The sequence below is a fragment of the Psychrobacillus sp. NPDC096389 genome, assembly GCF_044762855.1.
Lineage (GTDB): Bacteria > Bacillota > Bacilli > Bacillales_A > Planococcaceae > Psychrobacillus.
Window position 1 is genome coordinate 169,775 of record NZ_JBIWFB010000001.1, and the last position, 17,249, is coordinate 187,023.

The 17,249-nt window shown below is 33.1% G+C and carries 13 protein-coding genes and 1 pseudogene; 10 read left to right on the forward strand and 4 right to left on the reverse strand.

Annotated elements, in window-relative coordinates; all coding sequences use genetic code 11:
* Window positions 1-117: 117 nt before the first annotated feature.
* The 8 genes from ACIQ38_RS00830 (at window position 118) to ACIQ38_RS00865 (ending at window position 9,297) form a co-directional block, all read left to right on the forward strand.
* A complete protein-coding gene (locus tag ACIQ38_RS00830; RefSeq protein WP_402816876.1) occupies window positions 118-1,431 on the forward strand; it encodes a hypothetical protein in 1,314 nt (437 codons plus the stop codon).
* Window positions 1,424-4,384 carry a hypothetical protein gene (locus ACIQ38_RS00835; RefSeq protein ID WP_402816878.1) on the forward strand — a complete coding sequence of 987 codons (2,961 nt, stop codon included), beginning with the start codon at window positions 1,424-1,426 and terminating at the stop codon, window positions 4,382-4,384. Before ACIQ38_RS00830 ends, ACIQ38_RS00835 begins: the two co-directional genes overlap by 8 nt.
* 2 nt (window positions 4,385-4,386) lie before the next feature.
* Window positions 4,387-6,081: a site-specific integrase gene (locus tag ACIQ38_RS00840; RefSeq protein ID WP_402816880.1), complete on the forward strand. Its 1,695-nt coding sequence runs from the start codon at window positions 4,387-4,389 to the stop codon at window positions 6,079-6,081.
* Window positions 6,074-6,823: a hypothetical protein gene (locus tag ACIQ38_RS00845; protein ID WP_402816882.1), complete on the forward strand. Its 750-nt coding sequence runs from the start codon at window positions 6,074-6,076 to the stop codon at window positions 6,821-6,823. Before ACIQ38_RS00840 ends, ACIQ38_RS00845 begins: the two co-directional genes overlap by 8 nt.
* Window positions 6,824-6,987: 164 nt before the next feature.
* Complete coding sequence (locus ACIQ38_RS00850) at window positions 6,988-7,218, forward strand: hypothetical protein (RefSeq protein ID WP_402816884.1); 231 nt, start codon at window positions 6,988-6,990, stop codon at window positions 7,216-7,218.
* Window positions 7,219-7,303: 85 nt separating this feature from the next.
* Complete coding sequence (locus ACIQ38_RS00855; RefSeq protein WP_402816886.1) at window positions 7,304-7,474, forward strand: Fe3+ hydroxamate ABC transporter substrate-binding protein; 171 nt, start codon at window positions 7,304-7,306, stop codon at window positions 7,472-7,474.
* Between the two features lie 337 nt (window positions 7,475-7,811).
* Complete coding sequence (locus ACIQ38_RS00860; RefSeq protein WP_402816888.1) at window positions 7,812-8,348, forward strand: sigma-70 family RNA polymerase sigma factor; 537 nt, start codon at window positions 7,812-7,814, stop codon at window positions 8,346-8,348.
* On the forward strand, window positions 8,329-9,297 hold the full coding sequence (locus ACIQ38_RS00865; protein WP_402816890.1) for a DUF4179 domain-containing protein: 969 nt from the start codon (window positions 8,329-8,331) through the stop codon (window positions 9,295-9,297). Before ACIQ38_RS00860 ends, ACIQ38_RS00865 begins: the two co-directional genes overlap by 20 nt.
* Before the next feature lie 210 nt (window positions 9,298-9,507).
* On the opposite strand, the gene ACIQ38_RS00870 is transcribed toward ACIQ38_RS00865, so the two are convergent.
* Both ACIQ38_RS00870 and ACIQ38_RS00875 read right to left on the reverse strand, forming a co-directional pair.
* Entirely contained in the window at window positions 9,508-11,694 is a 2,187-nt protein-coding gene (locus ACIQ38_RS00870; RefSeq protein WP_402816892.1) for a type IA DNA topoisomerase, read from the reverse strand.
* Window positions 11,695-11,844: 150 nt separating this feature from the next.
* A pseudogene (locus ACIQ38_RS00875) lies at window positions 11,845-12,447 on the reverse strand (toprim domain-containing protein); the annotation flags it as partial.
* Between the two features lie 327 nt (window positions 12,448-12,774).
* On the opposite strand from ACIQ38_RS00875, the gene ACIQ38_RS00880 reads away from it, so the two are divergent.
* Complete coding sequence (locus ACIQ38_RS00880; RefSeq protein ID WP_402816894.1) at window positions 12,775-13,449, forward strand: response regulator transcription factor; 675 nt, start codon at window positions 12,775-12,777, stop codon at window positions 13,447-13,449.
* Window positions 13,446-14,441: a sensor histidine kinase gene (locus tag ACIQ38_RS00885; RefSeq protein WP_402816896.1), complete on the forward strand. Its 996-nt coding sequence runs from the start codon at window positions 13,446-13,448 to the stop codon at window positions 14,439-14,441. The genes ACIQ38_RS00880 and ACIQ38_RS00885 overlap by 4 nt, the downstream gene beginning before the upstream one ends.
* Before the next feature lie 6 nt (window positions 14,442-14,447).
* On the opposite strand, the gene ACIQ38_RS00890 is transcribed toward ACIQ38_RS00885, so the two are convergent.
* Both ACIQ38_RS00890 and ACIQ38_RS00895 read right to left on the reverse strand, forming a co-directional pair.
* Window positions 14,448-16,406 (reverse strand): FtsX-like permease family protein, encoded by a 1,959-nt coding sequence (locus tag ACIQ38_RS00890; RefSeq protein WP_402816898.1) that lies wholly within the window; start codon window positions 16,404-16,406, stop codon window positions 14,448-14,450.
* Entirely contained in the window at window positions 16,403-17,149 is a 747-nt protein-coding gene (locus tag ACIQ38_RS00895; RefSeq protein WP_402816900.1) for an ABC transporter ATP-binding protein, read from the reverse strand. Before ACIQ38_RS00895 ends, ACIQ38_RS00890 begins: the two co-directional genes overlap by 4 nt.
* Window positions 17,150-17,249: the final 100 nt, after the last annotated feature.

Genomic DNA, 17,249 nt, shown 5'->3' on the forward strand with positions numbered 1-17,249 from the left:
CATTTCACCCAAATCAAACTAAAATGGTTTATAATAGATTGCATAAAAGCTATAAACAATACTTCCTCACTCTCTGAGTCTAAAGATAATAAATTAATACAGAAGGAGGACAATTATATGAATTTATATGTTGTAAGGGAGTACAGTATCACTGAATCAAGTGGTGGATATGAAAGTGCAATAAGAACAATTGGAATCGGAATGAGAAATCCTAACACTAACAATATCATTCCATCCCCTATTACTAATTTTATCAAGACAATGTACAGAAATAAAGGCAAGTCTATAAGTAGTCAACGTAATAGTGCATATGCAATAACAAGGTTTCTAAACTACATAATCAATCAGATAAAGCAAAAAGATAGATACTTTATGCATTTAGAAAATGAGGGGATAAGTGGATTAGGTCTAATTCATGGTTCTAAATATATTTCAAACTTATCTTTACGAGCAAGGGCTGGGGAGCTTTCCCCGGAATATGTTAATGATCAAATGAGATATATAATTAAATTTTATTATTGGTTAAAACTTCAAAAGATTATTGATGGGGATTTTGAAATTACTTATAAATCAATTAAACGTGGACAACGTGAACAGTTAGTGGAAGTTAATCCTTTTGATGATATAGAGCTTGGAACTATTTTTGTTGGAAGAGATGAAAGAGTAAAAAGTATGTTATCTGACTTCGGATCAAACAGATACTCACTTACAATAAAATTAATAAACATTGCCAGATATATTGCACCAGATATTGTATTAGGAATTTGTTTTCAGTTCTTTGGGGGACTAAGACGGTCAGAAGTAGTTAATTTAACACGGAAAAATATTAAGGAGCAAGGAAATGGATTAATTTTGGAGATAAGAGATAATCAAAAAATACTCTTCCCTAACATAAAAAATACATCCCATATACAAGTAAAAAATCCAAGAAATCAATCACTTTTAATGAATAACCTAATGCAAAATATATATAAGGAGCATTTAGAGAGACTTGAAATCCTTGAAAAAAAAGGAGTTTGTAATAACCCATATTATTTGTTCGTATCTGAACGCACTGGACTGCCTATAACGGGAAAGCAATATCATTCAAAGTTTATGAAAGTTAAAAAAGCTTTTTTAAAGGCTTTAAGCATGGAAGAAAATATAAATGACTATTCCCTGCTAGCAGAGAATAGTTGGTCTACACATATTGGTAGAGGGGTATTCACTAACTTTTTGCTAGATCTTGGACTTACCCCCACTCAAATAGCCATTGCACGGGGGGATAGAGACATTAACTCGGCTCTAGCCTACGTTGATGAAAAAACGGCAATTGAAAATATGAAATTGGCTATTAATACCATTCGCGAGGCTTATGATAATAAAGTCTCATCCATTGACACAGCTTATTTAGAAAAATGGAAAGAGGTGAACGATAAAGGACATGGATAAAGAAATATATCCTAGATATGAATTAGGTAAATTACTAAGTATTTCATATTCGACTAAATTAATTCAAATATTAAATGAGTATAATATAAAGCCCATTTCAAAAGATGCACAGAATATTGAGTATTATAAAGCAGCTGATATAGAAAACTTACTGAAAATACAAAGTGAACTTTATAAGTATTATCAAGTAAACTTTGTTACCTATGATGAAGGGAAAAAACTGGGCGCTAGTGCATATGATTTATCTTTATCTAACCCAACAGAACTACCCATAATTGCAAGAATAAAAAAGTTTTATAAAAGAAATACAGTTTACGAGAAAAGCATATTGAACGAAGTATTGGAAAAAAAGGCGTTATTAAATAAAGCTTCGTACTATACAACAAAAGAAGTATTACAACTATTCCAAGTCAGACATATTGAAAAACTTTTGAAAGAAAATAATATCGAGCCGATTGTTATAAAAAATAAAGAAAGTAATTTCTATCGGTGGAGTAAAAAAGAGATTGACACTTTATTAAAAAAACGCGAAGACCTATATCACTATTATGATCAAAACTATTTAACTTATAAAGAAGTTAGTAAGTTAGTAAACGTTAAAATGATTAGTTCGCATGTGATAAAGAACAATAATTTAGTTATAGAAGAACTCCCATCACTTATTAAATTTGATCGTTTTACAAAAACTCACGTAGCTTTTACAAAAGCATCCGTTGATGAATACTTGAGAATAAAAAACGAAAAGAAAAAAAAGAGAGCAGAAAAAGTTCTGAAAGATAAGACAAAGAATTTGAAATTGCGGGAAGAGAAAAAGGAAATTAACAAAAGAAACGAAGTTCTTCTAGAAAAAAGCCTAAAAACCGAGCATATTCCCTTGAACGATGTCAGTAAAGCTTTAGGATTATCCAACGCACTTGTGGTCTTAGTGCTGCAAGAAAATGAAATTATACCAAAGCATATTATCAATAAAGTTAAGTGGTATCCAAAAGATGAAATTTACAAACTTAAAGAAACCCAGAATTGTCAGTATGATAAATTTGAAAAAGAGTATATGAAATTTAGTGAGCTACGTTCTTTAAACATAAGTACAAAGGCCATTCAAAAATTTCCCATTATTGACGTTCCTAGACTCATAAAAATGGGGAAATTTAAAAATTCTAAAGTAGTTTATCCTAAAAAAAATGTTGAAGAATATATGAATCAGTCGAGAAGAGAACAACTTCAAAAGGACATAACAAAAGACATCACTATTCCCTTTGCTACTTTTGAAAGTTTGATCTTAGCGTTAGAAGTTTCCTTTTCAGGCAATGCACCTTTAACACAAAAATACTGGTTTTCCTACGTTCGTCAAATATTAAATAAAACGAAGGGAAATAAACAATCCATTAAGAAGCAAATTATTCGCTTGGCTTCAATAAGTGAATTATTAGCGAACATAACAAGATCAAAAGAGATATTTTCTTACTCTGCAAAAGAGTTAAATTTATTACTGTTTAATCATGAAATATTTCAAGAATACCAAATTACTATTTATGCATTCTTTAATGCCGTTAACAATGAATCGCCCTTTCCTTTAATAGATTTGAATAGGCTAAAAAATCCTAATGAGTTAAAAAGAAGAAAAAAGATCAGTAAAAAGGAGGTCTACTCCCCTACAGAATTTATTGAGTTGCTAGATTATGTTAAGGAAGCCGAGTTGCATAAACAGGAGGCCATTAAGGATGTGCATGATGCATTAAATGAGCGAAATAAATATAAAAAGTATGATTCTGCATGGTTATATGTTTTGCTCCACATGAATAACGGCTGGAGAGCATCAGATTTTGCTTATAAAATTCCACGGCTAGATTTGCCAGAAAAAATTAGAAATATCTCTGATTTTGAGAATATTAATCTAAGCTTAGATGATGCCAAGTATATGGTTATTCAGCTTTCTAGTAAATTACAATCCTTAAAACATTCCAAAAATCAGAAAACAAATTACTTTTTTTGTTCAGATGAGCTTATATTCCCTCTTGCCAACGCACTAATTATTTGTGAATTAAGGACAAGGTTACTCGGTTCAAATAAAGAGCATTTAATTGACTTTATGAATGAAAAAAACGAGATGCTAAAAGGTACACATGATTCATTTTTTGCAAATTTCAAAAAGAACTTTAAATTTGGTTCATTAAAAATGAACCGCACCTTTATTGGCCTAATGACTGATGTAGTAAAGAAAAAAACAAATAGAAATCCTTTGGAAATTTCTAAATTCATTCGTAATCATTCAGATATGGATACGACAAATACTTATATTGACATTCCTCAAGAACACTTAGATTATATTGCCAGTCAGCTTTTTGATAAAGGATACTTCGGGTATACTTATGATTTATTTTCGAAAGTATTACTTGGGGAAACTAGTATAAAGCCAGATGATTCCCCCAAGAAATCAGTCTTAATAAAAAATGTATTTGGTGATATCTATAAGATTGAAAACTTAGCTAGATATATTAATGCTCTTGAACAAGAACATGAAGATCTCCTGTATTTCTTAAAGGATCATTCGGAAACAGAACTTCAAGAAAAGATGCTTTTATTGAATCTCGGACAACTTCCGGCCAAAGAGGCAAACTATCAATGCATATATGGAAAATGTATATTTTTAGAAAGAGACTGTAACAGATGCCCTTTCGCTGTCCCTCATTTTTACGCATTAACCAAAATTGCTACAAACATGGTTAAGCGACTTAAAGAATATCGAGAAATACATAATAACTCTATGTATTTAGGAGAAAAGGTCCGAATTTCAAACTTGTTATTTTCCGATCTTTTAGTTCTAAGCCACGCTAAACAAAAATTTGGTGAAGATGTTTTAAGTGCTTTTATTAAGATAGAATACAACGATTTAAAAGAACAAATCAGTGCATTGCCAAGCCCTTACGAATATATAACAATAAAACGAGGTTAAAAATGCAGAATATAAAAACAGAAGATTTTGAGCAACTTGAAGTATTGGCGAACGAGGAATTTGATCTAAAACATTCAATTTTACAGGCGAATGATGCTTTATCAAGATACTCTAGTGAAAATCAATTTAACCATTGTGAGTTTAATGAGGATATTTGGACTTTACATGACGAAGCAGAAAAAACAAATCGTCATATAAACTATGATAATTTGTCAGAAGTTTTGTTAACAAGGACAAAATATGATTTAAAAACTATTGTAAAATGCTGGGCAGCTACTTTAATAGACAAAGGCTTATCAGCAAGAACTATAACAGGCAAAGTAAATGGAGTTTTACAGGTTGTAACAAAATCTAATGGTTTTTCAAAAGATTTTTTCGATAGCTCTATGGAGTATATAAAAAAATCAACTCCTAGATCACGTTTATCCCTTTGCAATGCTGTGTTAAACTTTGTTGATTATTTTCCATATGTAGATGAAGAAGGGATTTATACAGAAAGAATTTGGGAGGTTAAGTCCAAGACAGAAAAAAAAATTGGAATAAGAGAACTTCCCAGTTCTCAAGACATTTTGAAATTCTCAATGGTTGTTGAGGATTATTTTAAGCCAGATCTATCAGATGAGCATTATCGAAAATACTTTTGTATTTATCTATGGTGGAATCTAACTACTATTATTCCTTTGAGGATTTCAGAATTCTGTGATATTAAAAGAAATAGTTTAATTGAAGTGGATGATGGCTTTTTATTAAAACTACCTAGAAAGAAACAAAACAACCGGAGGATACAAGTAATTGATTCTATATTAATCCCCAAAAGATTAGCTGAGGCAATAAATGCATACAAAAATTCAACGGATAAATATGGCAATACCTCAACTCTAATTTCTTATTTATCCTTGCCATTTCAAAAGCACTATTTGGAGCAAAAGATTAATTCCGAGTCATTTGACTCAAACATATTCTCATACGTCTTAAATGACTTCTATGATGAAATAGTCTGTAAAAGGTATGGCTTTAAAATTATGGAACAAGAAGAAGTGAAGGCTGTTGAACAAGGGTTATCCCTTAATAAAGTGATTAATAGAAAGATTAGACCTAACGATACAAGGCATTTTGCTTTTTTAAATCTTATGACACAAGGTTATCATCCAGTTGAAATTGCCAGATTGGGAGGGCATGTCTCCATCTACTCTCAATACCATTATCATCAACATCTAGAGTATTGGGTTGATTCAGAAGTAATGGAGTTAATGCTCAAGTTCAACCTTAATCGAAATATAGGACAGCACACAAAGGATATTTTTGATGAAAAAGAATTTAAAGAGAGATTTATTCTAAGACCTTCGGAAAACAAAGAAGTTCATATCCCCTTGAGCATTGGATATTGTACAGATCCTAATCAAAACTGCAAGGTGGAAGATCATGTCTTTTGTGACGCATGGCGTATTACCTTTGAAGAATATAAAGAAAAAGCCGATATCATTTTGAAAAAAATGAATGATAAAGAAAACGTGACAAAACAGCTAATCCATAACTTGAAAAATCTATATCAAATTTCTATCAAGGGATTTAAAAATGATCTGTACTCCGAAAAAAATGTCTTATTTAACCGAGAGCTACTAGAAACTTCCAACCAATTAAAGCATTCCTTATATCAGCTAGCAATGTTAAAAGAGAAGGTGACTACCAATGAGTAAAAAAGGTCGGAAACCCAAAATTTATCCTCAAGAAACTATTGATAACATTATATTTCAGTATCTTCAACAGTATAAAAATAATGGCTTAATTAAGTATTTGGATATTTACCGTTTTTCCAAAGAATTATATGAAAATGGAGAATCTACTTATCACTTTAGCGAGGATTTTTGGAGAAAAAAAGGAAGGCAAGGTAGAGATTCAATTGATAAGTCAAATGAAGTTCTTGAACATACTGTATCTCTTTCGATGCAAGAAGATGAGAAAGTTGTGGATTCTATTGATGCAGTAAACAAGTTCTTTCAGGGTAAAGAAAGCAATAAAGAAAAACTTATCGGTGCTATCCTTATTAATGAAAATAAATTAAAAAAATATATACAAAGAAATAGAAAGCTTACAGCTGACCTTTCAAATCAAGACAAAAAAGCTGCTTTATTAGAACAAGAAAACCAACACCTTAAACAAAGACTAACTGAGTACGAAGAACTCTTTTTTCAGTGGCTTGACGCAAGCAGCCATGAAGACACACCTCTTATTAACATAATAACAACAGGAACGTCTAGAAATAAAATTGTTCAAAATTTATTTGATACTATGTTCAGTGAAAATCCAGTTGAGGGTTATGAAAAGTTTGAGGATTTTAGAAAAAATAAAAGAAAAGACCAAAATATAAACACTAATAGCAGCGTTGTATCATTTAGAGAGAAAAAAGGAAACACTTTGATCGAGGATTTAAACTTATAATAACAACAAGTTTCTTGACCAATTTGAGAGTGTTCACATTGCCTTGATGATATATATGCTGTTGAGTGCAATAAAGTTTGATACAATTTAGTTGACGGGCCGGATTGTGACAATTACACAAACGGGCCATATTGTTGAATAAAAAACACAAAGGAGGGGTTAATATGCTTTTACTTTGGTACGCATCATTTCTCGTTTCGGTTATAACATTGGTCTTTGGTGTTACAAAACGGTCTTGGCTTCTATTACTCGTAAGCACGATTACTTGTATGCCGATTGCTTTTTATTTTGGGGGAGCAGTCAACGCTTGGAAGTACGTTGGTTTTACTCCAATCATTTTGTTAATCCTCACAATCTATGTTTGGTTTTCGGGAAGGAAAGTTGGAACTTTATAATTCAATAATCAGGCGCTTTAACGGCATTAAGAAGCACCTGACCTCATTAATGGTCCATATTCTATAAAACAAAGGAGGTTCCCATATGTTCAAACGCACGCTATATTGCTTTAATTGCAATCGAGAAGTTCAAGGTGGAGAAGAAATCTATGCGAAGATGAAGGCTCCGAAGAATACGATTATGGTCGAGATTAAAGCTTATTTGAAAAAAGAAAGTGAAATTTTTTGTGCGGATTGTATGGACAAAGAGAAGTGATTGTTTCCGAACGGGCGCGATTGTGGCACAAGAAATTAAAAATAGGTGCAAATTAGCTCCTAAAGTGACACATAGGAGACACTTTAATATGTTCAAATGAAAAAGCAACAGCCAAAGTGGACGGCGCACTTTGGCTGTTGCTTTTAAAAGATAGTCTGGGAGTCGGATATTCAATAATAGCCCCCTCACAGTAAATATTGGTTGTTCAAAGCTAAATAAGAAAACGACTTATAAGTATAGTACACTTATACAAATTCATTTAAATGGATGTAAAATCTTTAAACTTGAAACTTTTTTCTAATCTATTTGCCTCTAATAAGTGAAAGGAGGTTGCTACATGTCATATTCTATTCAATTAGTCGAGTTAGCTGTGGCAGGCGATAAAGAAGCATTTGAACAATTAGTGAAAATTGAAAGTGAGAAATTGTATAAAATTGCTTACCTGCACATGCGCAATAAAGAGGACGCACTCGACGTACTACAAGAAGCTACCTATAAAGCATATATTTCGATCCATCAACTCAAATCTCCAGTTTACTTTAGTACATGGCTTGTCAAGATATTAATTCGAACAGCTTATAAAGAATTGGAGCGTAAAAAGAAAACCATTCAATTGCCTGAAGAAACGATTCAATTTCTTTTAGAATCAAATCAAATAGAAGCTCCATCTATTGATTTATCAGAAGCCCTTTCTACATTAAATGTTGATTATCGTAATGCGATCACTCTTTTCTATTATTACGATTTACCAATTCGTACCATTGCAACTGTACTAAAGAAGCCTCAATCGACTGTGAAAACCTATTTGCGCCGGGCCAAGTTGGAGTTAAAAAAAACGTTAGGAGATGATTATTATGCAAAAAAACTTATTTAAAGATATTGAAATACCGAAAGAAGAAATCCTGCACGCAATTGATACAGGAATTGAACGTGGAGAAAAAGCTCGGCATATAAAAAAGCCAAAGGGTGTTTTAAAAAGAACGTCATTTTTCACTTCAGTAGCAGCAGCGATGATACTTGCTTCAGGATTTGTTTTTTCTCCCGTTACGAACGTTTTAGCACAAGTTCCGATACTTGGTAGCATTTATGAAAAATATCAAATGCCAATTGGCCAAGAATTGGCCTCAGATCAGCTCCTTACAGAAATCAACGAAACGGTTGAGGATCAAGGTGTAAGTATGAGTATTACGTCAATATTTTATGATGGTCAATATGTTGGGTTAACATTTAAAGCCAATGGAGAAAGTTTACCCAATTCTATTGATGGGGAAAGAACTCCCGTATCTGGCTATGCGTATGAAATGTTTGACCGAACTGATGAAACAACTTGGTGGGGTGGTTCTATAGGCGCTTTAACAAAACAGGATAATGGATATACTGGCGCAATGATATTAGAAAATCCAAATTCGGATTCAGTAGATTCCCTAACGCTTCCTATTACATTTACAAATATTGCAGGAGTTCAAGGGGAATGGTCATTTAATCTCCCGGTTGAAAAATTACCAGCAAAAGAATTTAACATTGCACAATCAGTATCATCTGTGAATGAAGCCTATCGTATCCATTTTGACAAAATAGTTGTGGGGCAAACAAATGCTATATTATCCTATGGAATTTTGAATACAGCTGGTGTAGAAGGTGAACAATTAGAACTTAAAATATTGGATAGTCAAGGGTTACCTGTTTCAACAAATACAATATCTGATTCAAAAGTAATCTTTGAAATCGATCATGAAAAAACAGACTATGTATTAGTAGAACCTATCTATAAAATCGGCACAAAAGAAATAAAATTAGATACTCTAAAAATAGATTTAAAATGACTCGAAAATCCGAACTTGTAGAAGTTCGGATTTTTTTACATTTATTTTCTCGTCTATAGATTAGCTTATGAGGAATAACCTGAAATATATCTATGCGCAAAATAACACTTAAAATAAGCGCAATTTATCTCCCAAAGTGACATCTTTATTCCAGATCTAATCCTAAAATGCTAAAGTCCGTCGCCATCAAAAATGGTACCGGAGGATATGTTATTTTTCATTTTTAATCTTATTCTTTTTTGGAAACTCCATCTTCCAACTAAAATATTCGTTATCGGAATTTTTCTCATAACGTAAATTAGCATCAAACTTATTGCCTTTTTTACTCGTTAATCCTTTAACTAAAACAACTCCATTTTTCAAAAGGCTTTTAACCATTGTTTTTGTGGGTTTCTTTTTCATAGCTGCTAAATATTTATCATTTTTCCAAATGACAAATTTACAGCCATTTTTCCAGTTGCTACAACCAAACCCTTTTTGTCCTTCAATAATTCCATGTCCACAAAGAGGACATTTTCCAAGAACCTCAATGGTTTTCTTTTCATTTGATATTTCATTAATAATAACGTCTTTTTCATTTTTTATTGTTTTAACAGCATCTGTTGTAAAATCAAAAATTAAATTCAAGAAACTTTCTTTATTAAACTTTTGCTTTTCAATATCAGACAATGTTTTTTCCAATCTACCAGTGAATTCTAAATCAAATAAATCCTTTACTGGAAATGTTTCAACTAACTTTCCGCCCAGTTCCGTACAAATTAAATTTTTATTTTGAGTAGCAATATAGCCGACATCTTTTAGCTTTTTTATTGTTTCAGCTCTTGTAGCAGGTGTACCAATGCTATAACCACTTAAAATGGCAGCCATCATTTCTTCACTGTCTTCATCCTCTTTGTCTTTACCCTTGCCGCAAGTTTCCATTACTCTTAATAATGTTTTTTCTGTATGGTGCTTCGGTGGTTTTGTCACATGAGAAGTCAATTTATGGTCTTCAATACTTACGACATCATTTATATTAACTAGTGGTAGAATAGTATCCTTCGATTCAATTTTCTCAACCTTTTTCCATCCTTCAACTAGCTGTACTTTTCCTTTTGATATAAACAAACCTTTAATTTCATCAGTATTAACTTTAGTCATTATTTTGGTTTCTTCATGTTCAGCAATCGGCATAAACTGCATAATAAAGCGATTTTTGACTGTATTATAAACAATTGCTTCATCCCCCGATAAGGAGTTAGGAATTAAATACGTTGGAGTAATCGCACTGTGACTTTCTATTTTAGAATTATCAAAAACCCTTTTCTTTTTCGCAAATGTAATTTCATTTTCATATGGCAGTCCTTTTTTTAGATTGTTGAGTACCTTAGCTGCCTTATCCACTAAACTTTCTTCCAATACCACACTGGCAGTACGTGGATACGTAATATATTTCTTTTCATAAAGAGATTGAGCCACTTTCAGGACTTTATCAGAAGTCCAACCTTTATATTTACTTGTTATAAAACCTTGTAAGTTCGAAAGGTTAAATAAATATGGGGGATATTCTTTTTTAAGTTCAACTGTTTTGTCTAAGATTGTGGCTGTTTGGTTATTTAGAGCTTGTTGTATGAATTCCAAATTTTCCTTATTCTTAAATTTATCCTCTTCATCTTCCACATATGTCCCTTCGTACTCTTTACCATCTTTTGTTTTAAACATAGCTGCTAATTTAAAGTAATCTTCAGGTACAAAGTTTTCAATTTCTTTATCCCGATCATAAATAATTTTTAACGTCGGTAGTAGCACTCTTCCAATGTTCAGCGCCTTTCCAGAACCCTTCTGATACTTCAATGTGGCCACAGATGTTAAATTAATGCCTATTACCCAATCAGCCCACTGACGGCCAATACCAGCGTCTAGAAGAGGCCTCATTTCCGTATTTGGCTTTAAGTTTTTGAGTCCTTTTAACACTTCATCTTGAGTCCATTCGTTCAATAATAAGCGATAAACTTGTTTTTTTGTCTTGAGATTATAAATAATTGTGTCCCCGATGACTTGGCCTTCACGATCATAATCAGTAGCCGAGATTACTGTATCTACATCATTTCTTCTAATTAAGTTGTATATAATTTTTAACTGCTTTTTAGCACCAAGATCTTCTTTGTCTTTATTGCGGGGATCGCTTTTTACTTTGTATCGAAAATTGGAAGGAATAAAAGGGAAGTTTTCCATTCTCCATTTCGCCATTCCCTCATCATAATCCTTTGCATCATAAAGTTGTAATAAATGTCCAAAAGCCCAAGTAACAACATAGTCATTCCCTTCAAAATACCCATCTTTTCTACTTTTTATATTTAACGCATCCGCGATGTTTTTTGCGACGGATGGTTTTTCTGAAATTATTACACTAACCATTTTCTACCTCCATTCACCCTCTTTTGGGGAGGGACTTCCAATTTTTTTAAACATACAAATTAAATACACCCAAATAAAATTGGGTGAAATTCGTACAAGTTATATATATCAACGGGTTTTTAAAATCGCCCAAATATTTAACGGATACAATTGCACACGTCCAATTGGAAAAACTTCTCGAATCCCTTGTGATTGTAAGAGAAGAGAATATAACCTAGAACCATTCATGCCAACAAGCCAATCACTAATTTGACGAGCTTTTGCTTCTTCATATAAAAGTAAATCTTTGCGATTATCCTGTAAATTTGCAAAGCCTTTTCGCACTTCTTCGATTTCCAATGAATTTATCCACAATCGTTTAATCGTTTTTCCTCTTGCTCCGGTTTGGTTGTATATACTATAGAAAATGTTTGAACCTTCGCGGTCTACGTCACATGCGTTAATGACAGTATCTGCTGCCTTCATCAGTTTTTTCACGATGGTAAACTGCTTGTACTTACCTTTAGCAATTTGAAATTCATAACGCTCTGGCAAAATTGGCAAACTAGTAAGAGACCATTTATCCCATTTCGGATCATATGCTTTGGGCTCTTTCAATTCAACTAAGTGACCGATTCCCCAAGTTATATATGCACCTTCCGGGAAAATTGGACATGGATTGATTTCTAAATAGCCTTCATGTCGTTTAACGGAAAAAGCATCTGCGTATGCTTTTGCTTGTGATGGTTTTTCGGCTAAAATAACTGGTTTCATGGGGACACCTCATTTCGTTTTGTGAAACATTCGTTCTTTTATTATCTCATAAATTTTGGAGGTTTTCTAATTTGATTATGGGGGTGGAGAAGCGAGATGGGGAATAAGTGTGTATTTCTTGTTCATCTTGCTTTTTAATTTTATTTCCAATAAAAGCACTTTTAATAATGTTCAACTTGAAAATATATGTATTAGCCGGCTTTTAATAGACTCTGGAACTAATCTAATCGATTATTGTTAGGATAGCGGTTAGTCCTTACGAGAGAATCCATAAAAGCTTATGTTAAAATGAAGGTAAAGACCATTTTTACAATAATGAGGGATTGCATGCATAAAATAATGATGATTGAAGACGATGAAAAAATTAGAAAGATTGTCGCGGAAACGTTGAAAAAGTGGCAATATGATGTGGTGGAAGTGACCCAATTTGATCAAGTGCTAACGGAATTTGAGCGCAACAGTCCACACCTCGTTCTATTAGATATTAATCTGCCGGTTTTTGATGGATACTACTGGTGTCAGCAAATACGCTCCGTTTCCAATGTGCCAATTATTTTCCTTTCATCTAGAAATCAGAACATGGATATTATTATGGCTATTAATATGGGTGGGGATGATTTCATACAGAAGCCCTTTGATTTAGATATACTTCTTGCGAAAATCAATGCGCTCATTCGCCGGAAATATACTTATCAGGAAGATGAGAACATCAGATTTAATCATCTTGGTTTAACATTAAATGTAACCAATTCAACGATTGAATACAATGGGCAAAGCACAGAACTAAGTCGGAATGAATTCATTCTTTTACAAGTAATGATGCGTAATATTGGAAAAATTGTTTCGCGTGAGGACCTAATGCAGGCTCTATGGAATGAGGATCAGTTCGTTGATGATAACACATTGACTGTGAACGTCAACCGATTGCGTAAGAAAATTGCTGCACTAGGAGTAATGGATTTCATAGGTACCCGAAAAGGAATGGGGTATATAATCGAATGACCTTCCTGCGCTATCTAACCTTTGAAAAACCTTTTATTTATCTGTATTTTGTTAGTTTTCTAATCGTATCTATTGTATATTATGCAGATAGTGATGGCGGCTTGGCATGGGGGACGCTCTTTTACGCCTTCTCTCTTGCTTTTATTATTTTACTTGGATTTTTATTGTTTCGTTACCAACAACATGTACATGTGATTCGTCAAATGAAAAGTGAAGAGTACGATAGTATATCACTTGAAGGAGAATATGCTAAAGCCTATAACGATGAGCTAAAAAGAGAGCATATTCGTGAAATAAATAAAGTTCAGGAAAGACAGACAGAGCATTATGATTTTATCGTCTCCTGGTTCCATGAGATAAAAACACCGATTGCGGTTATTCGCCTACTGCAACAAACTGATATGGATGCAGTCAGTTTAAGGGAAGAGATCACAAAGATTGAAAACTACGTCGATCAAGCTCTCTATTATGCAAAGCTAGATAGTTTTAATCAGGATTACGAAATTCAAAATTGTGATATGGTCCAGATTTCAAAAGAGGTTATTAAAGCTCATTCCAAAACTTTTTTTTCAAAGAATATACGTATTAACATTCAGCTTGGCTCACTAGAAGTGCAAAGTGATTCAAAATGGCTACAGTTTATCGTCAATCAACTATTGACCAATAGTTTAAAGTATACGGAAGATGGCGGCGAAATTACTATTTCCTCTTTCGAATCCTCGCAAGAAAAGCAACTCATTATTCGAGACAACGGAATAGGTATTAGTCAAAAAGATTTGCCGAGAATTTATAATCGAGGATTTACTGGAGAGACTGGGCGTACTTATACGAAGTCAACTGGGATGGGGTTATATTTAGCCCAACAGTTAAGTAATAAATTAGGGCATTATATTAGTTGCACTTCCGAAGTAGGGGAGTTCAGCCAATTTATCATTCACTTCCCGATAGATAGTGATCCGTATTTAAGACTTCAAAAAACACACGCTGAGTAACTTAACTCAATGTGTGTTTTTTTCACTGATAATTTTATAGTAAATAGATGTTGATGATAAGTAAAAGATTATATACGTGACTACGTATAATCCCATAACGGAAAAAATAATTGTAGTTAAGGATGGTAAATCTTTTATTAATACGATAACTGTGTAGTATAAAAGAAACCAGCTGTGTATCAATCCAAGTATTAAAGGTGGTAAAAATACAAAAAGCAATTGTTTACGAATGATTTTCTTCATTTCTTTGTCACCAACACCAATTTTTCGTAAAATGGCATAGTGCTCTTTCTCTTCTGTCGCTTCGCGTAGTTGCTTAAAGTAAATGACACTTCCTAAAGCAAATAGTGCAATAACTGCAAAAAACGCAACAGAGAACAATAATAAGGAAGACGACTCTGTATCAACAGAATACATATCGATAAAGGCAGAATAGTATGCACCTTCTGTTTGCATAACGATATCGTATATTTTTCGAGATACATCATTCGATGTTTTCGGATCTTTAATTTGATAAATTTCATAGGAAGAAAGTGGGTGATCCTCTTTTAAAGAATCAAAAACTTCGTCTGAAATAACGAGTACAGAAGGTTGAGGGGCGGTATTTCCACCGGGACTCGTCGGAATGCTTAACAATGGATATCGAATCTTTTCGATTACATGAAATGTATTGTCTTCTAAAATAGTAATTTCGGGAAGAGGACTTTTATATTTTGTCGGTTCATCTATTCCTCTAGTTAAAACAATTGCTTCGTCACCTTCTAAATCTACTTTGTCACCAACTTTACGTAAATCAACGATCGCATTTAATTGTGACTCGGAGAAAATGTAAAACTCTTCGGTGTAATATGCGGGATGACTCATAAAAATTTCTCTGTTAGGTATACTTTCTGTTTGAATTCCTGTTATTGTTTCATGTTCTATTATTGGATGGGAATCATTTATAATTTGTTCAATTTGTTTTTGTGTTTCATCATCTTGTGTTGAAAAGGCAAGATGATTTGGAAATTCTTTTTTGACAACATCCTCTTTCACTGCGTAATCTACAGCGATAAATCCGACTGTAAAGATGACAATAGCACTGATGAGAGAATTAAAGGTAAAGTTTACTGTATTTCCTCGAATAGAAAAACGAAGGGAGGAAATCCATAACATTTTATTCCCGTGAAAGTAATTTTTACTTTGACTCATTTTTTGTAATATCCAACCAGAAAACTGACGGAAAAACAAATACGTTCCAACAATCAATGCTACGCTTGTAGCAATTAATGTCTCATTAAAGTAATTACTCCATAAATTTGTATCTCCTGCTAATGTAATTGTGTAGTAGGAAGCTCCGATTAGTAGGATAGACAATATCGCCAACACAAACGAAAATTTAAGTGGTTTGTCCATTTTTTCTTTTGCATGAAATAATTCAACAAGCTGCACTCTACGAACATTAAAATAACTTTGAACGGTAATAATGCCTATTAGTAAAGTGAATAACAGAATAGTGGAGACGATTGCTTCAAGTGGAAATGCAAAAGAAATGTCGTCATTATAGTGCATTAAATTCATTAATACCATACCGAAAAATTTCGATAGTAATCCGCCAATTAATATACCGCCGGATACAGAAATGGCGCTTAAGAATAATGTTTCAAAAAACACCATCATCGCAACTTGTCTTTCTTTCATCCCATAAAGTAAATACATACCAAATTCTTTTTTTCGTTGCTTCATAAAAAAGGAGTTAGCATACAAAATAAAGAATACGATAAACAAAAAGACGATAATCGAAGCGATTAAAATGATCATTTCGTAGTTTTCTTTATTTTGAATTGCAGCAACTACGTCTTCGTTATACATTAAACCAGAAAAGGTAAAGTAAATGACAACCCCGATAAGCATGGATATAAAGTAAATCGTATACAAACGGAAATTCCGCTTCATATTTCTCCAAGATAAATCAAGTAAACTCATCGTCGGTCGCCCCCTAAGGCACTTTGAATCGTTAGGATGCGGTCAAAGAATTCTTTTTCCGATTGATCCCCTTTAAACATTTCATTGACAATTTTGCCGTCGCGCAAGAATATTACTCGCTGACAGTAGCTAGCTGCATAAGGGTCATGTGTGATCATCATGACGGTTGTTTTGAATGTATTATTGAGCATTTGAATTTGTTCTAGCAACTGGGTTGCCGATCTAGAATCGAGTGCACCAGTAGGCTCATCGGCAAACACAATTGCTGGATTGGTAATAAGTGCTCGAGCTGCAGCTGTGCGCTGTTTTTGCCCACCTGAAATTTCAGCTGGATATTGATGTAATATGGATTCAATATTTAATGCTTCCATTAATTTCGCCAATCGTTGTTCCATCTCAAGGACAGGAGTTTTTTGTAAGGAAAGTGGAAGCAGAATATTTTCTTTTACTGTTAAAGTATCAAGCAGGTTATAATCTTGAAATATAAATCCCATCCGTTTTTGGCGGAATTCTCGTAAATCTTTCTTTTTTAAATCTAAAAGCGATTTTCCCTCGATCCAAACATCTCCACCGTTAAAGCTATCAATGGTTGAAAGAGTATTCATTAATGTCGTTTTCCCAGAACCAGATGGCCCCATTATTGCAGTGAATTCTCCTTGTTCCATTGTCAAATCAATATTTTTTAAGACTTGTGTTTTTCCATATGATTTCGATAAGTTCTTTGTTTGTATAATTTTTGTCATTATTTCGTCCTCCTTCACCACCATACTATACGAATTAATTTGCTCGCCAACCATAGAAATACCAGTGTCTAATGTGACATTTTTGTCATACTGAATGGAG

What these genes read in the sequence shown, in the direction of transcription:
- ACIQ38_RS00830 (WP_402816876.1), top strand. Translation starts at nt 118, where the DNA reads ATGAATTTATATGTTGTAAGGGAGTACAGTATCACTGAATCAAGTGGT.
- ACIQ38_RS00835 (WP_402816878.1), top strand. Translation starts at nt 1,424, where the DNA reads ATGGATAAAGAAATATATCCTAGATATGAATTAGGTAAATTACTAAGT.
- ACIQ38_RS00840 (WP_402816880.1), top strand. Translation starts at nt 4,387, where the DNA reads ATGCAGAATATAAAAACAGAAGATTTTGAGCAACTTGAAGTATTGGCG.
- ACIQ38_RS00845 (WP_402816882.1), top strand. Translation starts at nt 6,074, where the DNA reads ATGAGTAAAAAAGGTCGGAAACCCAAAATTTATCCTCAAGAAACTATT.
- ACIQ38_RS00850 (WP_402816884.1), top strand. Translation starts at nt 6,988, where the DNA reads ATGCTTTTACTTTGGTACGCATCATTTCTCGTTTCGGTTATAACATTG.
- ACIQ38_RS00855 (WP_402816886.1), top strand. Translation starts at nt 7,304, where the DNA reads ATGTTCAAACGCACGCTATATTGCTTTAATTGCAATCGAGAAGTTCAA.
- ACIQ38_RS00860 (WP_402816888.1), top strand. Translation starts at nt 7,812, where the DNA reads ATGTCATATTCTATTCAATTAGTCGAGTTAGCTGTGGCAGGCGATAAA.
- ACIQ38_RS00865 (WP_402816890.1), top strand. Translation starts at nt 8,329, where the DNA reads ATGCAAAAAAACTTATTTAAAGATATTGAAATACCGAAAGAAGAAATC.
- ACIQ38_RS00870 (WP_402816892.1), bottom strand. Translation starts at nt 11,694, where the DNA reads ATGGTTAGTGTAATAATTTCAGAAAAACCATCCGTCGCAAAAAACATC.
- ACIQ38_RS00880 (WP_402816894.1), top strand. Translation starts at nt 12,775, where the DNA reads ATGCATAAAATAATGATGATTGAAGACGATGAAAAAATTAGAAAGATT.
- ACIQ38_RS00885 (WP_402816896.1), top strand. Translation starts at nt 13,446, where the DNA reads ATGACCTTCCTGCGCTATCTAACCTTTGAAAAACCTTTTATTTATCTG.
- ACIQ38_RS00890 (WP_402816898.1), bottom strand. Translation starts at nt 16,406, where the DNA reads ATGAGTTTACTTGATTTATCTTGGAGAAATATGAAGCGGAATTTCCGT.
- ACIQ38_RS00895 (WP_402816900.1), bottom strand. Translation starts at nt 17,149, where the DNA reads ATGACAAAAATTATACAAACAAAGAACTTATCGAAATCATATGGAAAA.